Below are 17,212 nucleotides of genomic sequence, written 5' to 3' on the forward strand. Positions count from 1 at the left end.
CATTCCCCCTCTCAAGGATTTAATATGTGACGCCCTTCCCCTTTATTCGTAAAGGTGGCACGCCGCGAAATGGTTTGTTTTCACTTCCTTGAAAGCGGGTTCGGCTTCCGCGCAAATCGCTTTTGCGGCCGGACACCTCGTATGAAAGACACAGCCTTTCGGAGGGTTGGCGGGGCTCGGCAGCTCGCCCTTTAAAACGATTCGCTCCCGCTTTGTCCCGCCTTTCTTCCTAGTGACGGGAACGGCGGACAGAAGCGCCTGCGTGTATGGATGTAGCGGGTTGTCGTACAGCTCATGCTTGTCTGTCAGCTCCATCATTTTGCCGAGATACATGACGCCGACCCTGTCGCTGATATGGCGGACGACGCTCAAATCATGGGAAATGAACAAATATGTCAGATTGAATTCTTCCTGAAGCTCTTCCATCAGGTTGATCACTTGAGCCTGGATCGACACGTCCAATGCGGATACCGGTTCATCGGCGATAATAAGCTCCGGATTTAAAGCCAGCGCCCGCGCGATTCCGATCCGCTGGCGCTGCCCTCCGGAAAATTCGTGGGGGTAGCGGTTCGCAAACGACGGGTGCAGCCCCACCTTAGCTAAAAGCTCTTCGGCTTTTTCGTTGCGCTCTTTGAAATTGTACATATGATGCGTGTTGAAGGGTTCTTTGATGATGGAACGTAGCGTTTTTCTCGGGTTCAGTGAGGCAAACGGATCTTGGAAAACCATCTGGATGTTTTTGCGGACGCTCTTTCTCAACGCTTCTTCCGACAAACTTGAAATGTCGCGGCCTTTGTAAAAGATCTGCCCTGCCGTCGGTTTATAAAGGCGGATCATCGTCCGTCCGGCGGTCGACTTTCCGCAGCCCGATTCACCGACAATGCCGAGCGTTTCGCCGCGTTTAAGCGAAAAGCTGATGCCGTCCACCGCTTTGACGTCGCCGATTTTTTTCTGAAATATCCCTGAGCGGATCGGAAAGTACTTTTTGACATCTTTCAGCTCCAGAAGGGATTCTTGCGGGCTCATTTCCTGTCCGGGCTGTAATCGTTCAGCTGATGAAGTCATCCCTTATTCTCCCTCCTCATATAAAAAACATCTGACAGATCGGCCGTCCGGACGCGTCTTCAAGCCCGGCTGCGCTCCCCAGCATTTGTCGACCGCGCTCGGACACCTCGGAGCAAACCGGCAGCCGGCCGGAAGATTGTCAGGCGTCGGCACATTTCCTTTAATGGCTGTTAATTTTTCAATGGAGCCTTCAATAACAGGGATGGAGTTTAACAGTCCTTTTGTATAGGGATGCAGGGGTTCGTCGAATAGTTCGTCTACTGTGGCATTTTCAACAACTTGTCCGCAATACATGACGATCACGCGGTCCGCAATTTCGGACACAACGCCGAGATCGTGGGTAATGAGAAGTATGGAGGTATCGAATTTGTCGCATAGGTCTTTCATCAGTTCCAGCACTTGGGCTTGAATGGTGACGTCAAGCGCTGTTGTCGGTTCATCCGCGATGAGCAGCTTCGGATTGCAGCTTAAGGCAATGGCGATCATCACCCTCTGCCTCATGCCGCCCGACAGGCGGTGCGGATATTCCTTCATCAGCTCGCCTGCCCTCGAAAAGCCGACAAGCTTTAATAATTCTACCGCTTTTTTGGCGGCTTCTTTTTTCGATAGCTTTTTATGATAGATCAGCACCTCTGTGATTTGTTCGCCGATCGTCAAAACCGGATTGAGCGAGGTCATCGGCTCCTGAAAAATCATCGAGATTTCATTTCCGCGGATCTTGCATAAATCTTGTTCTTTGTATGTAACGAGATCCCGTCCTTCGAGCTTGATGGAACCGTTCATGATCTTTCCGCCCGAGCCCTCGACGAGTCCCATGATTGACAGAGACGTGATGCTTTTACCGGATCCCGATTCACCGACCAGCGCCACGGTTTCTCCTTTTTTAATTGAAAAATCGACGCCGTCCACTGCGGGTATCGGCTGTTTTTTTCTGAAAAAATAAGTTTTTAAATCATTGACTTCCAGCAATGCGCTCATCCAGATTCCCCTTCCATAGACCAGAAGTTAAATATTACGAAAAACTAATATATTACTTTTTTAGTATTTTCTTAATATGACTGAATTGTCTTAAAATTTTATAGTTGTATATTATTACATAATCATTACAAAAGCAAGGAGTTTTTTGATTTTTTGTAATAATATTAATTTAATCCCATAATTTTAGTATTTTAAAGCGATAGCTTTATAAAGTCTTCTGACGGAAAGGATAAAACGTCGGCAACCTTCAAATTTCGAGCCGATAAATATTTTTTTACAATACTGTAACCGACAGCATATCCGAGCATGTCGGGGTAGTGCCCTTTTCCAAATAAAATATTGGAGAATAGTCGGCTATCATGTCGGCGCAGCTCGAAATGAGGCTTTACGAACCGGTCCTGGAAATGACGAAGCTGTTTTTCGGAGTAATATGACGTCCATGCAGCTGTTTCGGCTTCCCCCAACCGTTCGAAAACGGCATATTCCGCGATGCCTTCGAGAATGATTGTATCAAGCAGCGTCATCTTTTTTTCTTCTTTCGGCATATTTTCTAACCGGCAAACGTGATTATATTCGTGCGTCATGATCGCAGAAATCGATGACCGGGGAAGATCGGCTGATAAAAACAAAAATAATTTGTCGCTGAACGCGAGGCCTGATTTCGAGCCGAATTCGACGCGGATTTTGCGGTTTCTTTCATCGACCGGCAGGATGAAAATCGGAACATCCGGCCCGTTCCATCTTTTGCAGAGCAGCTGTTCTTCCCGTCTGACATGCTGAAATACGCCGTTTTTCTTAAGCTGCTTCATCGTACGCTCGCCGTCCGTCCACGAACGGAACATACCGTGGGTCTGCAGGTGGCTGACAATCGCCGCCGCATCCGCTTTTGAAGCGCCTTTAAAATACGGCAGGAGAAAGCTTGACAATTCCCGCACGGATGAAGCCTGTTCAAGCCATTCATACGTGCTTGCTATGCTCATTTTAGATCACACTCCTTTTTCATCTGTATGGTATGCACGCTAAAAAAAACGGCCACCATCTAAATGGCAGCCGTTTATATTGCGGTTATTCATATTTTTTGAAAATCAGCGTTGCGTTGTGTCCGCCGAAACCGAGCGAGTTGCTGAGTACAACATTTACGTCCTGGCGGCGGGCTTGATCCGGTACATAGTCCAGATCGCAATCTTCATCAGGCGTTTCGATATTGATTGTCGGAGGAATGATGCCTTCCTTAATGGCAAGGACGGAGAAAATCGCTTCGATGCCTCCGGCAGCCCCGAGCAAGTGCCCTGTCATCGATTTTGTCGAGCTGACGGCAAGCTTGTAGGCATGCTCTCCGAACACTTCTTTAATGGCGATCGTTTCAAATTTATCATTGTACGGCGTGCTTGTTCCGTGCGCATTGATATAATCAATGCTCTCAGGAGACAGACCCGCATCTTTGATCGCTTCTTTCATGGCTCTGACGCCGCCTTCCCCATTTGGCGCAGGAGCCGTGATATGATAGGCGTCTCCCGTTGATCCGTAACCGACCACTTCCGCGTAGATTGTCGCTCCGCGGTTTAACGCGTGCTCAAGCTCCTCAAGAACGACGATTCCCGCTCCTTCTCCCATGACGAAGCCGTCGCGGTTTTTGTCAAACGGACGGCTTGCCGTTTTCGGATCCGGATTAGTGGAGAGCGCTTTATTGGCGGAAAAGCCGGCAAACGACATTCTTGTAAGCGGGGCTTCCGTTCCTCCGGAGATCATGACATCTGCATCGCCGCGCTGAATAACTTTAAAGGCGTCGCCGATTGAGTTCGTACCCGTCGCGCAAGCCGTCACCGTACAAGAGTTGACCCCTTTTGCACCGAGAGAGATCGAAATCTGGCCGGTCGCCATGTCAGGAATCATCATCGGTACAAAGAACGGGCTGACGCGCCGCGGTCCTTTTGTTAAAAATGTTTCGAACTGCTGTTCAAGCGTTTCAAGGCCGCCGATCCCGGAACCGACCCAGACGCCGACCCGGTCTGCGTTGCTCTCGTTAATGTCGAGCCCCGCGTCTTCCACGGCCATTTTCGCCGACACAACGGCATATTGTGTGAAGCGGTCCATTTTTCTCGCGTCTTTTTTATCCATGTAATCTTCTATCTTAAAATCTTTCAGTTCCGCGGCTACTTTAGCTGGATACTCGTCCGCGTTCACCCTTGTGATCGGGCCGATTCCGGAAACTCCGTTGACCGCGTTGTTCCAGCTCGTTTTGACGTCATTACCAAGAGGTGATAAAGCTCCTAATCCGGTAATGACTACTCTTTTACTATTCATAAGTTGCACCTCACCTTTCTTTTAGCGGCCCCAGCGCATGGCGATGGCTCCCCATGTCAAACCTCCGCCGAAGCCGACCATCACAATGACGTCACCGTCTTTTATTTTACCAGCTTCAAGCTCTTCCACAAGAGAAATCGGAATAGAAGCAGCTGATGTGTTTCCGTATTTATGAACCGTTTTAGACATTTTTTCGACTGGAAGCTCCAAACGTTCGCGCGCCGCTTCCATGATCCGGATGTTGGCTTGATGCGGCACCAAAAAGTCGACATCCTCTTTGGATAATCCGGCTTTTTCAATGACATTCACACTGGATTCACCCATTTGGCGGACGGCAAACTTGAACACTTCTCTGCCATTCATGATTGTATGATCTTTTTCATCCAAGTACAAGTGCTTTCCGCCTCTGCCGTCTGCACCGAGCTCAAAGGACAAAATCCCTTTATCGTCGCTGACAGGCCCCACAACTGCGGCGCCCGCACCGTCTCCGAACAGAACAGCGGTATTGCGGTCATCCCAGTCCGTAATGCTTGAGAGCTTTTCAACTCCGATGACAAGCACATGCTTATACGTTCCGGCTTCGATAAACTGTTTTCCAGTGACTAAACCGTACATAAAACCGGCGCACGCTGCGCTGATATCCATCGCACAGGCATTGAATGCACCGAGCTTTTCTTGAATCATGCAGGACACTGTCGGGAATGCCTGATCAGGAGTAACGGTGGCGACGAGAATCATATCAAGATCTTCCGCCTCGATCTTTGCGTCTTCCATCGCTCTTCTAGCGGCGGCCACAGCCATGTCGGATGTTTTCTCATCTTCAGCTGCGATTCTTCTTTCTTCTATGCCTGTTCTTGTACGAATCCACTCGTCAGAAGTTTCAACCATTTTTTCCAAGTCGAAATTGGTCAGCACCTTTTCAGGGATGTACCGGCCGATTCCAATAATTCCAGCTTTCATAGGAAAGACTCCTTTATACATGATTTTTTCCAACTAATGTTATGGGTTATTATTAGTATCTGGTACTAATCCTACCCTATTTTTTTTTAGTTGGCAATATATTCGTCTAATCTAGCAGACCAAAACATTCATATAGTAGTGATATATATGAAAAAGGAGGGATGAAGAGTGGCGAACGACGATTTTTTCACAAAAATGATGTTTGGCGCAAACGCACCCGGCAGGCATGAAGAAACGGAGACGGATGCGGATGCGGAAGCGGAAACTGCCGAAGACGCTGAAGTTCCCCAGGAAGCCGATTACATGCACGTGTTGAATCAGGTTGGAGAAATCATGGATTCGATCGATGAGCTGAAGCCTGTGTTTAAAGAAATCGGCTCAATGGTCAGCGCTTTGAAAAATAAGATTTCCATATAAAAAAGCCACTTCTTCTGAAAAGTGGCTTTTTAAGCGTTTGCAGGCGTTTAAGTCAGGCGTCTGAACCGGCTTCCGCTTTACCGAGCTCGTAAGCCTCGGCCATCACTTTCGTAAACAAGTTCATGAACGGCTCAAGCATTTCCGGGGAAAGTTCGATTCCCGCTTTCTCCATCTCTGCTTTCGCTTCCGGAACGTACTTCATGGCAATTTGCAAAAATTCCATCGATTTTTCGTGCATCTTGATCACCTCAATGTTCGTTTGGCAGTTTGTTTGTTTTTTTGTATTCGTCAATCAGCCGATTCATCTTTTCTTGAAATGACTGATCGACAACAGGGCTGAATTCTCCCATTTCGATGACGCCGTCTTGAATGTCAAATGAGCGCTTGCCGCCTTTAAGCGTTCCTTTATTAAACTCATCGGCGGTGAGTTCATAAGCGTCGTCTACATGCTGTATGGTGCTTGTCAAAACGACATTCTCACCCAATTCCGACTGGTCGCTAACATAGCCGATAGCGTACAGCCCGTCCTTTTTGATTTGTTCAATGACAGGGACATTATACCCGTCCCCGGCCGGATACACAACATCCGCGCCTGCCTTCTTCATTTTTTCATACAGTTTGACGGCATTTTCGCTGTCGTCCCACTGGCCGACATATTCTGTCATTACCTCAATGTCCGGATCGAGGTATTTTGCCCCTTCGGCAAACCCTTCTACTTCAGGCTGCCATTTATACGTTGCGAGGACGCCAATTTTCTTTGTTTTTGACTGATGGGCCGCCGTCATTCCGCCGAAAAACCCCATCGCTTCACCTTCAAGCGATATGCTTGTCACATTTTGGTGGTCGGCTTTCGAGTTCATTAAAACAAAATGAATATCAGGATAATCTTTGCATATCTCATTAAAGGCTTTTTCATATTCGCTTCCGTGCCCGTAGATGAGGTTGACGCCTTTTTTATGAAAATCTTCTACAGCCATTTTAATGGCAGCGTCATTATCGATTCCCTCTTTATAATAGACGTCGACATTATAGACGGATTGTATTCTTAATAATCCTTTATATCCTTTGGTTCCCCATACTTGGTCATTTATCGTATCAGGGACAAGCAAACCGACTTTTTCAATTTTCCCTTTCAGCGGCGATTGTCCGCAGCCGCTTAGCGCCAGGAGAATGAAAAAAATCGCGACAAGCCTGTACACCATGCCATGTTCAACTCCCTTTCGAAAAAAACAGCAATTCAAATCTATCTTTATTGTATCCTTTCAAGTGTAAATTAGGAAGATCTTTCTTATTTTTTGTCGAAAAATGTAGACATTTGTCTGCTCCATTCTTCAATGATCTCATCGGCTTTATCGGCTGGCGTCTCCTGTACAAACTGCAAATCTGAAAAATCTTTTTCAACAGCACAGGCAGCGGCTTGTGCGGCCGCGTCGTTCACAAAAAGCGCTCCGTCCCTGTTTTGTTTATCCTCTGCCCTGACGTCCCACGGACCGAACAGATCCGGAAGCACGATCAGTTCAACGCCCTTTTCCTCCATGCCGGCGCGTAAATCCTCTTCGAATTGTTCTTGATAGACAAACAGAATAACAGGCTTGTTTTCAACGCCGGCAGCCAGCGCTTCTTCCGGCACTGAGCCTGTGTATTGGATGAAGACTTGTTCGTACGGGGCTTCAAGCTCTTTTTCGATGAGACGGAAATGCTGGTTTCTTCCAAGCCACATCAGCCGCTCTTCGAGGTACATCAGCTTTTTTTCGTCGCTTGTCTGTTCCAGCTTTACATCGATGTCAACACCCTCTTCAAGTAGATGTTCACAAAATGAAAGGCCGAAGAACTCATCTGCTCCATATACAAGTGCCGGCTTCATTCGATGGACCACCTTTCGTTTCAGCTTTTTTAACCAAGCAAAAAACAGCCCTTTTCACCATTTTCGGGCTGCTATTATTCTATTCTCTATAAGACTTTTTCATGCGTTTTGAAAAAGTTCGCGATTGCTGAATGAATGCGCTGAGGATGTTCAGGCAGGTGCAGGGTAAGCCCCACGCTGTGACGACCTTTAATCTGGCGCTCCTCAAACGTTTTGGCATGAATCATATACGGATACGGTGAGCCGTTCAGTCTTTGCCAAATATGAACGGGTACGAGATTGTGATAAGGGGAGATGCTTTTGAACGGATAATCGGCAGCCTCCCGCTCCGTAATTCCGTAGCTTTCGGCAATTTCTTTAATAAACTGTTTGTAGAAAAACTTGTTTTCTTTTTCTCGTTTATGATGAGCCTGAAGATCGAGGCAAGGATTAATCATCGCTGCAGAACGTATTTGGTTCGGGATCGAGCGAAGGAGCTCATCTGCAATGAGGGCGCCTGTGCCTTCCGCCAATAGATGAATTTTTTCATTTAAAATCTCTTGTTTGAACACGTAATGAATCAGCTGTTTAGCGTATGCAACCGCTTTTTCGGAGCCCCAGTGCCTGCCGAACAAATTGCTGTTTACCAGGGTGTAGCCTTTGTTGCTCAGGCTCGTTAGAAGCTGATTTCTCCCGTAATGCTGAAGCCAGAAGCTCGAATCTTCCCCGACGTAATGGTTCCGGTCGCCGAAAATGAACACCAGAAAACCGTTCGGCTTGTACGGAAGATGAACCACGTTCCATTCTGAATCCACTTGAAAAAAACGTTCGGTTATTTTCATCACTTGCCTGCCTCCTTCCTGCCGTAATCTGCTCATTATTTTATGTCGTACGTGCAGCAAACGAATAAGGAAAAGTCCCAGTCTTCATGATGAAAAATGAACTTTAATGAAATGTCCTTTCTGATATTTCTGAAAACAGAGTTGAAAGCCCTGTCTTGTTCACTAAAATGTCTTTTCCAGCTGGCTATGTATATGGTATGATAAGTTTTAGAATTGAATGAGAAGGACGAGGTGGGAAACGTGCGATTTGTGGTCGCTTTTTTCTGGACATTTCTTTTGACGCAGATGGCCTGCTATATTGTCGGCGCCATGAACGGTGCTGGGTATGACCTTCAAACCAGTGTCATTATGGGCTTTATCATCACCGCAGCCGTTATTGTTCTTGGAGAAATTATGCCTGTTAAACAGGATGCAAGTCAACATTAAAACCCCGGCTTTTGAAAGCGGGGTTTTTTGCTTTAGACAGCCAGCCGTCCGAAAAAGACGGCTGTTTTTTAAGGCTTTCTTTTATATGTCCAGAGCCGGTTATGGTTGGAGGTTTCAGGGAAGAACTCGCCGGCGCTCAATTTTATTTGCTGAGGGTTCTGAACCATGCTTCCCGTTTCGCCGATCTCCACATACACTCCATTATTGGGCGCTTTTTGGCCCGGCCGGAATTGACGCTGCTGTCCCATTTGCTTCACTCCCTTTTATGATTAGATTGCCCCACTCTCCCAAAAAACATGTCGATTTTATCTTTACATCTGTTTGCTTTGTGTAGTTTAATGAGAAAAGTATTCCGAAAATTGAAACGAACCGCCCGTTCATTCCGTCTTTTAAAAGGGCGTCACAACTTGTGGGAAACGGAGGAGTATCATGGATTTTTTAATGTTGATCAAGTATATCCTTTTAGGGTTGCTTCAGGGGTTCACAGAACCGATCCCTGTTTCTTCAAGCGGCCACTTGGTGCTGGCACAGCACTTTTTAGGCCTGAACATTGAAGGCTTCAGTTTTGAGCTTTTGATGAATGCCGGTTCTTTAATTGCCGTATTGCTCGTTTATAAAAACGATATTTTCAGGCTGGCGGTAAACGGACTGTCTTATGTCACATCAAAAAATGAAAAAGGAAAAGCGGACTTCAGGTTTATCATCTATCTGATCATCGCCACGATTCCTGCCGGTGTCATCGGCGTTTTATTTGATGATGAGATTTCGGCTTTCTTTAAAGACGGCGTCCGGATTACCGCGGTTACTTTGCTGATCACGGGTCTGGCATTGTTTCTCATTCGCAATTTGCGCGGCCGCAAAAACGACGGCGAAATCAGGCTGAGAGACGCCGTGATCATCGGCTTGTCGCAAATGGTGGCACTTGTTCCCGGCATCAGCCGTTCGGGAGCGACGATCGTGCCTGCGATGGCGCTCGGCCTCAAATCTGAAACCGCGCTCAGGTTTTCATTTTTACTGTACATACCGGTCAGTCTTGGCGGGACCATTTTAAGCATTACCGATATTTTTCATGATCCGCGTTTAGGGGTGCTTTTCCTTCCTTATTTGTTTGCGTTCATCGCATCGATTATCGCTACATACTTTTCATTGCGCTGGTTCATGAATATTATGGCGAAAGGAAACTTGGTTTATTTCTCGATTTACTGCTTTGTCATCGGCATCGCCGTTTTGATATTCGCCTAGAAAAACAGCTGATCAATTGTGATCAGCTGTTTTTTATTTTAAGATAACAGTGCTTTTAATAAAGCTTTTTGGACGTGCAGGCGGTTTTCAGCCTGCTGGAATACCGCTGAATTCGGGCCGTCGATGATCTCTGCGGTGACCTCTTCTTCCCTGTGGGCAGGAAGGCAGTGCAGAAAGACGTAATCCGGTTTGGCATGGGAGACAAGCGTTCCGTTGACCTGGTAAGGAGCAAAGATATTCATCCGTTCTTCGGCTTCCTTCTCCTGGCCCATGCTTGTAAACACATCAGAATAGATGACATCCGCATGTTGAACGGCTGACACGGGGTCATTTGTGATTGTGACGGCCGCTCCGGACTCTTCGGCGAATCCCTCGGCCAGTTTTACCACTTCCTGATTCGGCTCATACCCTTCAGGCGAAGCGACCGTAATGTCGCATCCCACTTTCGCGCAGCCGATTAACAGCGAATGCGCGACATTGTTTCCGTCTCCAACATAAACGGCTTTCAGCCCTTTTAATGTTCCTTTCATCTCTTGAATCGTCAAGAGGTCACTAAGCGCCTGACACGGATGAAAAAGATCGGTCAATCCGTTGATCACGGGAATCTCGGCATGCTTGGCAAGCTCTTCGACTTTTTCGTGCTCGAATGTGCGGATCATAATCGCGTCGACATAGCCCGAAAGCACTTTCGCGGTATCTGCGATCGTTTCCCCTCTGCCCAGCTGCATGTCTTTACTGCTTAAAAACAGGGCGTTTCCGCCGAGCTGCGCCATTCCGGCTTCAAATGATACGCGTGTTCTCGTCGACGACTTTTCAAAGATCATCGCCAATGTTTTTCCTTTAAAGATGTCTTGAATTTTATTTTGCTTCATCTCTGCTGCCTCTTTCAGCAAATAAACGATCTCTTCTTTTGAAAAGTCTTTCAGGCTTAAAAAATCGTTGCCCGACAGATTGATTTCCCGGGTCGCCCCGATGTTTACAGTAGACATGTCTCCACTTCCTTTATATATAAATCTTTAAGGGACACGGCTTTAGTCGTTCCATGCCCGCTCGTCAAAAATGCCCGCACCGTCTCTTCCTCCGTCATCACCGCCACACCGTGGGTGACGGCTTCCATTCGCTGCTTGCTCGCTTCTTTTGATTCGGCTAAATGGATGTGCAGCGCTTTGTCTTTCCGTTTGATCCAGCCCGGAAAATCGTCCGACTGTACGGTGAAGCCCGCCTGTTCTGCGAGAGAACGAAGCTCGTCGGCCCCTTCCATGTAAATGCAGCCTTTCGTTTGCCAGATTCCCGCAAAGATTTTCTTCAGGGCGCTTTCCGGATTGAAGCCGACATACATGCCTTCTCCGGTCGATTTCATTTCCGGCCCAAGCTTCAAATCGACATCCTGGATAGCGTGCGATGAAAAGACCGGAAACTTCACGGCAACGCCGCGTGAATTTTTGGCGGCGGGCTTCAATTCTTTGAGTGACGAACCGGCCAACAGCTGCGCCGCAAGCGGGATCATCGGAACACCCATCACCTTGCTGACAACCGGAACCGTCCGGCTCGCCCTCGGATTGACTTCAAGGATGAGCAATTCATCCGCATCCGCTATAAATTGAATGTTCATAATGCCCTTAAATCCGAGCTTGCGGACGATTTTTGCGGCAGCATCCCGCGCGGCGCTTTTCATCTCCGGAGTGACCGAAGGCCCCGGCAAAATCGCGTAGCTGTCACCTGAATGCACGCCCGCTTTTTCAATGTGCTCGATATAAGTCGGGATATAAAGATCGTCGCCATCGCTGACAAGGTCGATTTCAAACTCTTTTCCCGATACGTATTGATCGATCAGAATCGGGTAAGGCATTTGCGATGCTCCGCCCAGCAGCTCTCTGAGCTCCGCCTCGGAGTGAACGATCATCATGCCCATGCCGCCGATCACATATGACGGCCTGATCAGCACAGGATAGCCGATTTCGTTCGCTTTCTGCACCGCTTCCGCTTTTGATGAAGCCGTTTCTCCTTTGGCATGGGAGATGCCGAGCTCGTCAAGAAGCTGATAAAATTGATCGCGGTCTTCAAGTATGTCAAGGGTTTCCGATGATGTACCAAGCAGGGTGATGCCCGCTTTTTCAATCGCTTCAGCCACATTGATGGCGGATTGGCCGCCGAATTGAACAATCGCAAAGTCGATGTCTTCCGCTTCAGCGACATTGAGAATATGCTCGGGTGTAATCGGTTCAAAGTACAGACGGTCTGCCATTTCATAATCCGTGCTGACGGTTTCCGGGTTGTTGTTCAGCATGATCGTTTCAAACCCGAGATTTTTCAGCGTCATGACGCCGTGCACGGCGCTGTAGTCAAACTCGACTCCCTGGCCGATCCGTATCGGGCCGGAACCGATAATCAGTGCGCGCTTATTCGTTTTTTGAGAAATGTCTCCGTCGCTTTTCCCGAAATACGTCGAGTAAAAATAGTTTGTCTTCGCATCAAATTCAGCTGCGCATGTATCGACGATTTTAAAGGATGCGGCAATGCCCATTTTCTTGCGGAGCGCGCGCACTTCTTCTTCCGTCTTTCCGGTGAGGGAAGCGATCGTAAAGTCGGTAAATCCCTTTTCTTTCACCTTTTTCAAAAGGCTGACGGACAGCGCGTCTCCCTGTTCCATCAACATGTTTTCCAGCTGAATGATGTTAGAAAACACATGAAGGAAATAGTTATCGATTTTCGTTTTCTCGTGTATCTCGCTGATGGAAGCCCCCCTGCTCAGCAGCTCCATGACCGCAAAGAAACGGCGGTCATCAGGGGTCTCAAGCAGCTTCCACAACACTTCTGAAGATACGCCGCCAAGTTCGGGCAAGTGGGTTCCTGACGTTTTCAGCTCAAGGGATGCGACCGCTTTTTGCAGGGCCGCTTCAAGATTGCGGTCAATCGCCATGACTTCTCCCGTCGCTTTCATTTTCGTGCCGAGCTTACGGTCGGCTTGTTTGAATTTGTCGAACGGCCAGCGCGGAAATTTGACGACGACATAGTCAAGCGCAGGCTCGAAGCTGGCGTATGTCGAATCTGTGAGCGGATTTTTCAGCTCGGCAAGCGTGTAGCCGACAGCCAGTTTAGCCGTCATTTTTGCGATCGGATAGCCGGTCGCTTTTGAGGCGAGCGCCGATGAACGGCTTACTCTCGGATTCACCTCGATGACATAGTAATTTTTGCTTTCCGGGTCCAGGGCGAATTGAATGTTGCAGCCGCCGACAACATCGAGCGCGGAAATGATCTTTAAGCTGGCAGAACGAAGCATTTGATAATCCGCATCCGTTAATGTCTGCGACGGGGCGACAACGATCGAATCCCCCGTATGGACGCCGACCGGATCGATGTTTTCCATATTGCAGACGGTGATGCATGTATTGTTTCTGTCACGCATGACTTCGTATTCGATTTCTTTAAAACCGGCAATGCTTTTTTCGACAAGGCATTGATGAATCGGGCTTGCGAGGAGGGCGCTTTCGATTAAAGGCAGGAACTCCTCTTTCGTCGCCGCGATGCCGCCTCCTTTTCCGCCCAGTGTATAGGCCGGCCGCACGATAATCGGAAAACCGATTGAGAGCGCAAAACGAAGCGCATCATCTTGATTGTCAACGATTTCTGAATCCGGCACAGGTTCGTTCAGCTCCTTCATCAAGGCGCGGAACTTTTCCCTGTCTTCGCCCTTTTCGATCGTATCGACAGATGTTCCAAGCAGCTTTACCCCGTATGTTTTAAGAATGCCGGCCTTTTCGAGCTCGACAGCCAAATTCAGCGCTGTCTGTCCCCCCAGATTGGCGAGCAGTCCGTCCGGTTTTTCGCGCTTGATGATTTGTGTGAGGCTTTCCACTGTCAAGGGCTCAAAATAGATTTCATCTGCAAAAGATTCATCGGTCATGATGGTCGCCGGGTTGCTGTTGACGAGAATCACCCGGTAGCCTTCGCTTTTCAGCGCCATGCAGCCCTGGGTTCCGGAGTAGTCGAATTCAGCGGCCTGCCCGATGATAATCGGCCCCGATCCGATAACGAGAATGCTTTTGATGGTTTGATCTTTAGGCATGGGCGATCTCTCTCCTTGCTTCGTTCAATTTCTGCAAATATTCGCCGAATATCCACTCGCTTTCAGCCGGTCCCGGATGGGCTTCCGGATGAAACTGAACGGATATGACAGGCAGTGTTTTATGCATCAGCCCTTCTACTGAACCGTCGTTGACATGATGAAACCTGACGGAAAATTCATTTTCGCTGATGGTGTCCCGATCGACGACATAGCTGTGGTTTTGGCTTGTCATGAACACGCGTCCGGTCTCTTTGTCCATGACCGGATGATTGGCTCCCCTGTGGCCGAACGGAAGCTTATACGTATCGCTTCCGAATGCGAGCGCGATCAGCTGGTGTCCGAGGCAGATGCCGAGAGTCGGATAGGAAGAGATGATATCCCGGAGCGCATCCAGATATGGAAGGATCGCTTTCGGATCGCCCGGCCCGTTTGAAAGGACGATCCCGTCCGGATTCAGCTTTGAAATGCCGTCCATCTCTTGATAGGGAACGACCGTTACTTTGCAGTCCCGGTTTGCAAGCGATGAAGCGATCGACTTTTTATAGCCGAAATCGATCACCGCAATATGCGTATTGCCTTCCCCGAAGGCGCCGTTTTCGTTTTGTCCGGCAACCTGTGCCGCATAGTTTTCCAGCTGGCGCGGAGCCGGAATGCCGTCCTTTTGTTTCGTCAGTCTGGCATTCAGCGTCCCCTTTGCCCTGATATGCTGGACAACCGCTCTTGTGTCCACGTGCGATAAAAGCGGAACATCCCACTTCGCCAAGTATTCCCGAAGGCTTTCTGTCGCCTGATGATGGGAAAACCTGTCACACGCTTCATAGACGACAACCCCTTTTACCTGAGGCCGTTTGCTCTCCTCATCGCTTTTATTTATTCCGTAGTTGCCGATCAGCGGGTACGTAAAGACAATAATCTGGCCTTTATAAGAAGGGTCTGTCAAAACCTCCTGATAGCCGGTCATGCCCGTAAAAAAGACGACTTCACCGGTGCAGCCGTCAAGACCGTCCAGTTCACCGCTGAAGGATGTACCATCTTCAAGAACTAAATATCCTTCCATTTTATGCCCACCTTTGATGAATAAATAATGATATTCATGAATTTTTATACTGATCTATCGAAAAAAAATTACTGTTTTACAGCTGAATGATCTGCCATGACAGCTTTCAGCTTTTCCACGGCCGCTTTGATTTCGCTTTTCGCAACCGTCAATGGCGGCAGTAGTCTGATCACGTTCGGACCCGCGGGAAGAACGAGCAAGCCTTCCTTTTGAAGCGCTTCGATCAGCGGCTGCACAGGTTCTTTGCACTCGATTCCGGCGATCAGCCCTTTCCCGCGGATATCTTTTACAAACGGAAATTGAAGCTTATCTTTCAGCTGTTGATGCAAAAATGCTCCTTTGGCGCTCACTTCTTCAAGAAAGCTGCTTTCAAAAATGGTCTCCAACGTGGCGTGTGCCGCAGCCATCGCCAGCATGTTCCCTCCGAATGTCGTGCCGTGGGAACCCGGAGAGAACGCTTCTGAAAGCTCTTTTTTCCCGATGACGGCTCCGACCGGAAAACCGCTGCCCAGCCCTTTCGCGACGGTGATGATATCAGGTGACAGCCCTTCGTGTTCATATCCGAAAGCTTTACCGGTGCGGCCGATTCCGGTTTGAACTTCGTCAATGATAAGAAGAGCCTGCTTTTCGCGGCAAAAATCTTGAACGCTCTGCAGAAATTCCCTGCTCGCCGGGATGACGCCGCCTTCGCCTTGAATCGGCTCGAGCATCACCGCCGCGATATCTTCTTCATCCTGCAATTCGGCAAATGCTTTCGGCTCGTTGTAAGGTAAGTAGTGGAATCCTTCAAGCATCGGTCCGAATCCGAGCTTGATCTTTTCCTGTCCGGTTGCGGCCATTCCCGCATACGTGCGTCCGTGGAACGATTGCTGAAACGTTACGATTTTTGTTTTTTGCGTGTGTTTTCGCGCGAGCTTCACCGCCCCTTCATTCGCTTCCGCCCCGCTGTTGCAAAAGAAGACGAGATCGCCTGCACAGTTTTTGGTAAGAAGCTGTGCAACCTTTTCTTGAAGTTCATTTTGAAACAGATTGGAAACATGCCAGACATCATCAAGCTGTTTTTTGACAGCAGCTGTCACTGAATCAGGGCAATGCCCGAGATTGCAGACCGCGATTCCCTGGACGAAATCGAGATAGGCGTTCCCCTTCTCATCCTGAACGATCGTGCCTTTCGCTTTTTTAATATTGATATTCCAGCGGCTGTACGTCTGAAATAAATGACTCACAATACGGCCTCCTTTTGTTTAATGATTTTCGTGCCGATGAAATCGTCTTTCGTGAGGAAAGATCCTTTTCCGCTCACGATCATCACTTCATCCACTTCATCTGTGAGGGCTTCCTTTGCAGAATCCACTTTTGGTATCATGCCTCCCGAGATCACGCCTTCAGCAATCAGGCTTTCGATGTCTGCTGGCGTCAGCTCTTTCAGCATTTCTTCGTTTTTCATAATCCCGTTGACGTCTGTCACAAAGATTAATTTTTCAGCGCGCAAGGCTGCCGCAACAGCCGATGCTGCTAAATCGGCGTTCACATTCAAAGTCTCACAGTCATCCGTCATCGAGAGGGGGGCGATAACCGGAATAAACCCTTTTTCCATGAGCGCTTCGGCCATTCCGACGTTCACTTTTTTAATGCGCCCGACCTGACCGTATTCTTTTTCATTTAAATAGTCGGCAAGGAGCAGTCCCCCGTCTTTTCCTGATACGCCGACAGCCGGAAGGCCGTGCTTTGTCAGCTCGGCAACGAAAAATTTGTTGATCGAACCGGACAAGACCATTTCAGCGACTTCAAGAACCGCTTTTGTCGTCTTGCGCTGTCCGTTGACGAATTCGGTTCGAATATTGAGTTTCTTCAGCATCTTTGTAATATCGGGCCCGCCCCCGTGGACGAGTGCGATTTTCCAGCCGCTTTCAGTCAGCTCTTTCAGATTTTGAAAAAATTCGTCCGATAGTTCGCGGATGACGCTTCCGCCGCATTTAAAAACGATTGTTTTATCCATTGTGATCCCCTTT

General features: G+C 48.4%; 18 protein-coding genes. 3 read left to right on the forward strand and 15 right to left on the reverse strand.

Annotated elements, in window-relative coordinates:
- Positions 1 to 42: 42 nt before the first annotated feature.
- The 5 genes from ACVC9U_RS12875 to ACVC9U_RS12895 form a co-directional block, all read right to left on the reverse strand.
- Entirely contained in the window at positions 43 to 1,026 is a 984-nt protein-coding gene (locus ACVC9U_RS12875; protein ID WP_178388312.1) for an ABC transporter ATP-binding protein, read from the reverse strand.
- A gap of 42 nt (positions 1,027 to 1,068) precedes the next feature.
- Positions 1,069 to 2,043 (reverse strand): ABC transporter ATP-binding protein, encoded by a 975-nt coding sequence (locus ACVC9U_RS12880; protein WP_075753440.1) that lies wholly within the window; start codon positions 2,041 to 2,043, stop codon positions 1,069 to 1,071.
- Between the two features lie 191 nt (positions 2,044 to 2,234).
- Entirely contained in the window at positions 2,235 to 3,023 is a 789-nt protein-coding gene (locus tag ACVC9U_RS12885) for a DUF2268 domain-containing putative Zn-dependent protease (RefSeq protein WP_075754996.1), read from the reverse strand.
- An 85-nt stretch (positions 3,024 to 3,108) separates the two neighbouring features.
- A complete protein-coding gene (gene fabF / locus ACVC9U_RS12890; RefSeq protein ID WP_065643384.1) occupies positions 3,109 to 4,347 on the reverse strand; it encodes a beta-ketoacyl-ACP synthase II in 1,239 nt (412 codons plus the stop codon).
- Between the two features lie 21 nt (positions 4,348 to 4,368).
- Positions 4,369 to 5,307 carry a beta-ketoacyl-ACP synthase III gene (locus tag ACVC9U_RS12895; protein ID WP_075754994.1) on the reverse strand — a complete coding sequence of 313 codons (939 nt, stop codon included), beginning with the start codon at positions 5,305 to 5,307 and terminating at the stop codon, positions 4,369 to 4,371.
- A 168-nt stretch (positions 5,308 to 5,475) separates the two neighbouring features.
- On the opposite strand from ACVC9U_RS12895, the gene ACVC9U_RS12900 reads away from it, so the two are divergent.
- On the forward strand, positions 5,476 to 5,724 hold the full coding sequence (locus ACVC9U_RS12900) for a hypothetical protein (RefSeq protein WP_441391125.1): 249 nt from the start codon (positions 5,476 to 5,478) through the stop codon (positions 5,722 to 5,724).
- Positions 5,725 to 5,776: 52 nt separating this feature from the next.
- On the opposite strand, the gene ACVC9U_RS12905 is transcribed toward ACVC9U_RS12900, so the two are convergent.
- From ACVC9U_RS12905 to ACVC9U_RS12920, 4 genes are all read right to left on the reverse strand, one after another.
- Positions 5,777 to 5,962: a ComZ family protein gene (locus ACVC9U_RS12905; RefSeq protein ID WP_011197761.1), complete on the reverse strand. Its 186-nt coding sequence runs from the start codon at positions 5,960 to 5,962 to the stop codon at positions 5,777 to 5,779.
- Positions 5,963 to 5,972: 10 nt separating this feature from the next.
- Positions 5,973 to 6,926, reverse strand: coding sequence for a BMP family ABC transporter substrate-binding protein (locus ACVC9U_RS12910; RefSeq protein WP_441391128.1), 954 nt, complete (start codon positions 6,924 to 6,926; stop codon positions 5,973 to 5,975).
- Positions 6,927 to 7,012: 86 nt separating this feature from the next.
- Entirely contained in the window at positions 7,013 to 7,588 is a 576-nt protein-coding gene (locus ACVC9U_RS12915; protein ID WP_441391130.1) for a hypothetical protein, read from the reverse strand.
- 86 nt (positions 7,589 to 7,674) lie between these two features.
- Positions 7,675 to 8,409, reverse strand: coding sequence for a hypothetical protein (locus ACVC9U_RS12920; RefSeq protein WP_441391222.1), 735 nt, complete (start codon positions 8,407 to 8,409; stop codon positions 7,675 to 7,677).
- A 231-nt stretch (positions 8,410 to 8,640) separates the two neighbouring features.
- Between ACVC9U_RS12920 and ACVC9U_RS12925 the strand changes: the two genes are divergently transcribed.
- On the forward strand, positions 8,641 to 8,835 hold the full coding sequence (locus ACVC9U_RS12925; RefSeq protein WP_009328851.1) for a YjzD family protein: 195 nt from the start codon (positions 8,641 to 8,643) through the stop codon (positions 8,833 to 8,835).
- A gap of 68 nt (positions 8,836 to 8,903) precedes the next feature.
- On the opposite strand, the gene ACVC9U_RS12930 is transcribed toward ACVC9U_RS12925, so the two are convergent.
- The gene (locus ACVC9U_RS12930; protein WP_003180573.1) at positions 8,904 to 9,083 is read right to left on the reverse strand and encodes a YjzC family protein; all 180 of its coding nucleotides are present in this window, start codon (positions 9,081 to 9,083) and stop codon (positions 8,904 to 8,906) included.
- Positions 9,084 to 9,264: 181 nt separating this feature from the next.
- Here ACVC9U_RS12930 and ACVC9U_RS12935 point away from each other — a divergent pair, with 181 nt between their 5' ends.
- The gene (locus ACVC9U_RS12935; RefSeq protein ID WP_075754984.1) at positions 9,265 to 10,077 is read left to right on the forward strand and encodes an undecaprenyl-diphosphate phosphatase; all 813 of its coding nucleotides are present in this window, start codon (positions 9,265 to 9,267) and stop codon (positions 10,075 to 10,077) included.
- 38 nt (positions 10,078 to 10,115) lie between these two features.
- Here the strand turns inward: ACVC9U_RS12935 and argF are convergent, their stop codons facing one another.
- The 5 genes from argF to argB all read right to left on the reverse strand — a co-directional run bounded on the left by argF (position 10,116) and on the right by argB (position 17,199).
- Positions 10,116 to 11,066, reverse strand: a complete 951-nt coding sequence (argF, locus tag ACVC9U_RS12940; protein WP_075754982.1) for an ornithine carbamoyltransferase — start codon at positions 11,064 to 11,066, stop codon at positions 10,116 to 10,118.
- On the reverse strand, positions 11,054 to 14,143 hold the full coding sequence (locus ACVC9U_RS12945; protein ID WP_441391134.1) for a carbamoyl phosphate synthase large subunit: 3,090 nt from the start codon (positions 14,141 to 14,143) through the stop codon (positions 11,054 to 11,056). The genes argF and ACVC9U_RS12945 overlap by 13 nt, the downstream gene beginning before the upstream one ends.
- The gene (locus ACVC9U_RS12950; protein ID WP_441391136.1) at positions 14,136 to 15,200 is read right to left on the reverse strand and encodes a carbamoyl phosphate synthase small subunit; all 1,065 of its coding nucleotides are present in this window, start codon (positions 15,198 to 15,200) and stop codon (positions 14,136 to 14,138) included. Before ACVC9U_RS12950 ends, ACVC9U_RS12945 begins: the two co-directional genes overlap by 8 nt.
- Positions 15,201 to 15,268: 68 nt before the next feature.
- A complete protein-coding gene (locus tag ACVC9U_RS12955) occupies positions 15,269 to 16,426 on the reverse strand; it encodes an acetylornithine transaminase (RefSeq protein ID WP_441391138.1) in 1,158 nt (385 codons plus the stop codon).
- Positions 16,423 to 17,199, reverse strand: a complete 777-nt coding sequence (argB, locus tag ACVC9U_RS12960; RefSeq protein ID WP_145653429.1) for an acetylglutamate kinase — start codon at positions 17,197 to 17,199, stop codon at positions 16,423 to 16,425. Before argB ends, ACVC9U_RS12955 begins: the two co-directional genes overlap by 4 nt.
- Between the last annotated feature and the right edge of the window lie 13 nt (positions 17,200 to 17,212).

This window comes from Bacillus sp. GM2, assembly GCF_056155945.1.